This is a genomic window from Arsukibacterium sp., from assembly GCF_036735525.1.
Lineage (GTDB): Bacteria > Pseudomonadota > Gammaproteobacteria > Enterobacterales > Alteromonadaceae > Alishewanella.
Map to the genome: position 1 here is coordinate 1 of NZ_DAINOE010000120.1, position 5,728 is coordinate 5,728.

Sequence of the window (5,728 nt, forward strand, 5' to 3'; positions counted from 1 at the left end):
CGCTTGTTGCAATTGCGCGCCCAGGCTGGCGGCTTTAGCACTGTTGGGATCTTGTGCGTATTCACCACCACGCACTTGCGAGTGTAAAGCATTCAACTCCCCCATCATCTGGGCAAAAATATCATCCAGTTCATGGCGATCTGTTAGTCTGGCTAATAAAGGCTGATATTTATCGCGGCTTTGCTGCCAATCAAGGCCGCGCATGTTTTTATCAAATAAAAAATCGCGGTGCATCAGCCAGGCATCCCGGAACATTTGCTGCCATTCTTGCATCGGTTTGACCAGCAATTGCCAACCAGCGGTATTCAGCTTTGCCAGCGCTAAATTTGCTGGCATTTTATCAGCAGCGTCGATAAGCAGCATCTCGCCGCTGCCACTTGTCGCATGCTTGCGGATAAACAGGGTTTTGCCATTCGCTGCTAACTGATAATCGGCAACATCTGTGGTTAACAATTGCAGCTTGATATCTTCCGCAGTCAGCTTAATAAATTTCAGCTCAGCTTTTTGCTCACCAGCGGCGCGCGCCAACAGATACAAATGCTGTTCATGAGCGGCTAATTGCTGGTAATTACCTGCAGCTACCGGTACTTGCCATAAACGGCCAGCCAGGCCATCCCAATCAACCAGACTAGCACGACGGCCGCTTTGTGCCGCTTTAGCTGCTGCATTATCACAAGTGTTTACTTCTTGGATGGCCTGAAACGCAAAGCAGGCTTGTTGTTTCAGACTAATAGCAAAAATCTCGGCTCTTTTATCAAACATCGGGCCCAAATTACGATCGCCCCAGGGGCTACCAGGGGTGGCGTTAAACTGGCGGTTTGATAAAAAGTACAGCCAAAGGCCATCATGACTAAAGGTTGGCGAAAAAGATTCGTATTTATCGCTGGTGAGCAGCTCACTGCGGTTCTCTGCCAGGCTAAACAGCACCAACTGGCGAAGCGGACGTTGCTGGTGTTGCAAGGTAAAGGCCAATAACTGACTGTCCGCCGACCACACCACCTCCTGATAAGCCGAGTGGCCCCAGCCTTGCTGGTAAATAAGCCGGTTTTGGCCACTGCTTAAGTCTAATAGCCACAAATCGCCATTTTTATCATCATGCGCAATAAAACGGCCATCCGGTGATAAATGAAGGCCCCAACGAAACACCTTGCCATCACGTGTCAGCTGCTCGGCTTTGTTGCTTCCATCAGCGGCAAAACGCCAAATCTCATTTTCACCACTGGCATCATTAATGGCATAAACGGCTTTGCCATCAGGGCTCAAAATGGCCTGACGCGAGCGACTGCCTTCAGCTGTGGCTATCTGAACCAGACGTTGCTGGCCGGTGCCCGCCAGCGCAATCTGGCTGCGCGCCGTCAGTGCTACTGTCTTACTATTAGGGCTTAGGGCACTAAAGGTTAAAAAATTCAGGGGTTTATCCAACCATCGCTCGCGCCTCTGCACAAAATCAGACATCAGACTAATGGCCAGCGGCGCAGAGGTGGCAGTGGCCAATTCAAGCTGATAAATATCGGCGCCCAGCTGATAAATAGCCCGGCCCTGCTGTACACTGATCCTGCCAATGCGCCAATCCTGATGCTGGCTGTGCTGAGTTAAATCTGCACCCTTGGCCGTTAGCGACCAGATGTTCGTATTGCCATCTGCATCACTAACAAAATAAAGCCTGCCATTATCAAACTGGGGCTGGCTGATCGACCCTTGATGCTCAGGTAGCAAGCGGACCGCTTCTTCGGTAGAGCCTAAGCGCCAGCGCCACAATTGCCCCATGGCGCCACCGCGATACACCTTGGCGTTATCGCCAGTGAGCTGCAGGCCAAAACGGGTAAAATAGAGCATATTAGTAGCTGTATCGATAACACCGGCTGACGCATCCGCCAAAGGTAACGTTTCGCTTTGCAGGCTGTTAGTGTCAACCAGTTTTAACAACCAATGATTGGCAGGACCGACGGCACTGTCCGTACTATACAAAATTCTGCCATCGGCTAAAAATTGTTGCAGCCTGACCCGGCTATGCTCAAAGGTTAAGCGGGTGGCCGTGCCACCGCTTAGCGGCAGCAGATAAATCTCTTCAGCGCCTTCATAATCCGCAACAAAAGCTAACTGCTGGCCATCAGGTGACAGCAAGCCCTGACTTTCTAATGCTGGATGGCTGGTCAGCCGCTGCGCAGTTCCGCCTGCAGTGCTGGTTCGCCAGATATCGCCCTCGGCAGTAAAGACGACCGTGTTACCCTGCAAAGCTGGCGAGCGATAATAGCCCTGGCTGGCCAGCGCCGAGCTGCTAATGGGTATTGCTAATGAAATACTGCTAGCCAAAAAGGCTAACGCCAGTGAAGCCCTTGAAAAAGCCGATGTGTTCATTTTTACCTCAAGCTGCTCTATGTTTAGCATGTGCAGCAAAACTAGCAAAACGCCGGCAGCACTGCCAGCTACCACTCGACCAATCCCCCTGGTAAAACGTCAAAGCTATGACAACGCCATAAATACGCAAAGCTTTCAATATACCTGAATATCGGTCGCTTTAACCTTGTTGCAATTGCTCCGACAATGCTTGCAGACAGATCGACACATTTTCCCGCCTGGCGCCATATCCCATCAGCCCAAAACGCCAGGCTTTACCGGCTAACTCACCCAGACCCGCTCCTATTTCCAGGTTGTACAGGTTTAGTAAACGGCTTCGCAGCGCCGCATCATCAACTCCGTTTGGAATATAGACGGTGTTTAACTGAGGTAAGCGGTAAGGCTCTGCCACCACAAAATCCAGCCCTAATTGCTGCAAACCTTTAGCTAACAGCTGATGCATATCTTTATGGCGTTGCCAGGCTTGCTGCAAGCCCTCTGCGGCAAGTAAGCGTAATGCTTCATGCAGTGCATACAAACTATTGACCGGTGCGGTATGGTGATAGCTGCGTTTACCCTGACCACTCCAGTAGCCCATCACCAGGCTTTGATCTAAAAACCAGCTTTGTACCGGGCTGTTGCGTTGCTTAATCACTGCCACAGCGCGTTCAGAAAACGACACTGGAGATAAGCCTGGCACACAGGATAAACATTTCTGACTGCCTGAATAAATGGCATCGATACCCCAGTCGTCGACTCTGAGCTCAACACCACCTAAGGAGGTCACTGCATCCACTATAGACAAGCAATGATATTGTCTGGCCAGCGCACACAGGGTTTTAGCATCACTAAGCGCGCCGGTTGAGGTTTCCGCATGCACAAAAGCCAGAAACCGCGCCTCTGGATGCTGTTTTAATGCTTGCTCTACCCGTGTTGGACATACCGGCTCACCCCACGCATTATCGACGCAAACTGCTTTGCCACCACAGCGTTCGACATTTTGTCGCATGCGCTCACCAAAGACGCCATTTCGGCAGACAATAACGGTATCGCCTGGCTCAACCAAGTTCACAAAACAGGTTTCCATACCGGCCGAGCCTGGTGCAGATACCGCTATAGTCATCGCATTATTGGTTTGAAACGCATATTGCAGCAGTTGTTTTAACTCATCCATCATGCCAACAAAGAGTGGATCGAGATGGCCTATGGTCGGTCTGGCCTGCGCCGCCAACACCTGAGGAGAAACATCAGATGGGCCTGGCCCCATTAAAATGCGCCGTGGCGGGTTAAACGCGGGAAAATTCGGGGCGATTTGCATAAAGGCTCCAGTGATTATGGCTATTAAGACTCTACCTTAACAAATTTCAGGCTTATTACCTTGTCAGCCAAAATAATAACCAGTATTCAGACCACGAATAGCAGCAAAAAATAAGGCCCCGCTAACAGTGTGCAGTCAGCGAAGCCTTAAACATGAGAGCTGAACGATTAAAGCCGCTTAAAATTCACGACTGTTGCGCAGTGCTTCAATACGCTTTTCCAGTGGTGGATGGGTTAATAACAGCTCTGATTTAGCTTTCTTGCTGGCAATACCAAAGGCCATCATACTGCCTTCCAGACGGCTTTCGTGATTATGCTTTAGCCGCTCCAGCGCTTTAATCATTTTGCCCGGGCCCACCAGGCGTGCGGCGCCGGCATCGGCACGGTACTCACGCTGGCGCGAGAACCACATGACGATGATGCTGGCCAAAAAGCCAAATACCAGTTCCAATACAATAACAATAACAAAGTATGCAGCAGTACCTAATTGTTGATTATTATTACGGATCATACCGGCAATTAAGCGGGCAAAGAAGATCACAAAGGTATTCACCACACCCTGAATCAGCGTTAAGGTCACCATGTCACCATTAGCCACGTGTGACACTTCATGTGCCAATACCGCTTCAACTTCCTCTTCACTCATGTTGCGCAGCAAACCGGTAGACACTGCCACCAGCGCATTGTTGCGGTTCATACCAGTAGCAAAGGCATTCATTTCTGGCGAGTCGTATACAGCCACTTCTGGCATACCAATACCGGCTTGTTTCGCCTGACGGGCTACCGTATTCATCAGCCATTGCTCAGTGGCATTTCGCGGCTGCGTAATCACGACGGCACGGGTAGATCGTTTTGCCATCCACTTAGACAGCGCCAATGAGATAAAAGAGCCGCCAAAACCAAAGATGGCAGCAAACACCAGCAAACCAGTAATACTGCTATGATCAACACCCAGCAGACTGAATACAATATTTAGCACTATGCTCAGCACTAAAATCACCGCCAGGTTAGTGGCTAAAAATAACGCTATTCTTTTCATACTGCTTACTCCCAGAAATTAACTGAACTTACTATATGGGCAAAGACCGCGAATTCAATCAAAGGTTGCGATAAAAGTTGTAAGAAAAGGTGTCAGCAGGTCGCGAATTTATTACACTAGCCAAACTTTAGATTCGCTAAGCGATAACCAGCACAGCTCACAGAAAAACCGGCGCATTTTAAAAAATCACTAGAGCGTGTTGATCTTTGCTGTACATAAATCAATCAACCCACATTGGTAACCACATCATGCTAAAGGCAAGTGCGACCATCGCATGATAGTTCCTTGCCAATTTATCGTATCGTGTTGAAATTGCGCGGTATTTTTTAACTTTCAAAAACGCATTTTCAACCAGATGGCGATAGCGATAAAGACACCAATCCATGTCTTTATTGCCTACTTTGCTGTTTTCCTTTCTTGGTATGACAGGGTTTGCACCTAAGTTCCGTATAAAATCACGGAAGGGTTCGCTGTCATAACCTTTGTCTGCAACAATCTGTTTCGCGCTCGGGGCACCAGAAACAAGTGACTGTCCATGCACTATGTCGTTGACCTGGCCTCCAGACAATTCAAAGTAAACTGGTAAACCGCCACTATCTACAGCTAAGTGAATTTTGGTGGATTTTCCACCACGACTGCTTCCTACCGCTTCGTTTTTGCTATCTCGAATGTTTGTGCAATCTTGATGAGCTTTGATGATGCTTCCATCAACAAATATCCAATCTGGATCATTTAAGGCACTGACAAATTTAAAAATTTCTGACATTACCCCTTTTCTCGACCACAGATTAAAGCGCCGAAAAATCGTATTCCAGCACCCAAATTCCTTGGGCATATCTCGCCAGGGAATGCCTGTCCTCATACGATACAAAATCCCTTCAAGCGTCATTCTGTGCTCTGGCTTGTTGTAAATCCGACCGGTTAAATACATGACCCGCGATAGTAATTTCCAGGCTTGATCTGATAACATTTGTCTTGGCATTTGAGTGATTTGTTTTGTTTTTTGGCGAAATCATTATAACGCACTCATTTGCC

Annotated in this window: 4 protein-coding genes; all 4 read right to left on the reverse strand. The window is 48.6% G+C overall.

What is annotated here, in order from left to right:
• Nucleotides 1-2,358 (reverse strand): S41 family peptidase (locus V7D78_RS15660; RefSeq protein ID WP_333609397.1); only part of this gene is annotated, 2,358 nt, incomplete at its 3' end.
• A 160-nt stretch (nucleotides 2,359-2,518) separates the two neighbouring features.
• Nucleotides 2,519-3,604, reverse strand: a complete 1,086-nt coding sequence (locus V7D78_RS15665) for a pyridoxal-phosphate-dependent aminotransferase family protein (RefSeq protein ID WP_333609400.1) — start codon at nucleotides 3,602-3,604, stop codon at nucleotides 2,519-2,521.
• A 228-nt stretch (nucleotides 3,605-3,832) separates the two neighbouring features.
• Nucleotides 3,833-4,693: a protease HtpX gene (gene htpX, locus V7D78_RS15670; RefSeq protein WP_333609398.1), complete on the reverse strand. Its 861-nt coding sequence runs from the start codon at nucleotides 4,691-4,693 to the stop codon at nucleotides 3,833-3,835.
• A gap of 220 nt (nucleotides 4,694-4,913) precedes the next feature.
• Nucleotides 4,914-5,675, reverse strand: a complete 762-nt coding sequence (locus V7D78_RS15675; RefSeq protein ID WP_333609399.1) for an IS5 family transposase — start codon at nucleotides 5,673-5,675, stop codon at nucleotides 4,914-4,916.
• Between the last annotated feature and the right edge of the window lie 53 nt (nucleotides 5,676-5,728).